Below are 421 nucleotides of genomic sequence, written 5' to 3' on the forward strand. Positions count from 1 at the left end.
TGATGGGTCGGGCTGCTTTCGGCGACGAGGTGGTCGCCTTGCCAGAAGAACTCGGTGATTTCGCCGTCGACGGTTTTGCGGATGCGCCGGCCGAAGGCGTCGTATTGGTAGCTCGCGGTTTGGCCGTCCGGGCGGGTCAGGCCGATGAGGCGGTGCTGGCAGTCGTAGCGGTATTCGGTGGCGAGTTTTTGCGCGGTGCCACGACGTTCGCGGATCAGGTTGCCGAAAGCGTCGTAGTCGTAATGCCGGTCGCCCTGCATCAGCAGGCGGTTGCCCTTGATCTGCGCCGGGCCGGGACGGTCCTGCATCAGCAGGTTGCCCGCCGGGTCGTGGGCGAAGGTTTCCGGCAGTTCGTCGCGTGAGTGGCGCACGCGGATCAGCCGGTCGAGGGCGTCGTAGCCGTAGGTGCGCTGGCCGTGAC

General features: G+C 66.5%; 1 protein-coding gene. It reads right to left on the reverse strand.

The genetic code is table 11. The features are described from left to right. Positions 1-421, reverse strand: a 421-nt coding sequence (locus tag AACY19_RS27500; protein WP_339454648.1) for an RHS repeat domain-containing protein, incomplete at both ends; no start/stop codon positions are given.

It is taken from the genome of Pseudomonas sp. EA_5y_Pfl2_R50 (assembly GCF_963970475.1).
Taxonomy (GTDB): Bacteria; Pseudomonadota; Gammaproteobacteria; order Pseudomonadales; family Pseudomonadaceae; genus Aquipseudomonas.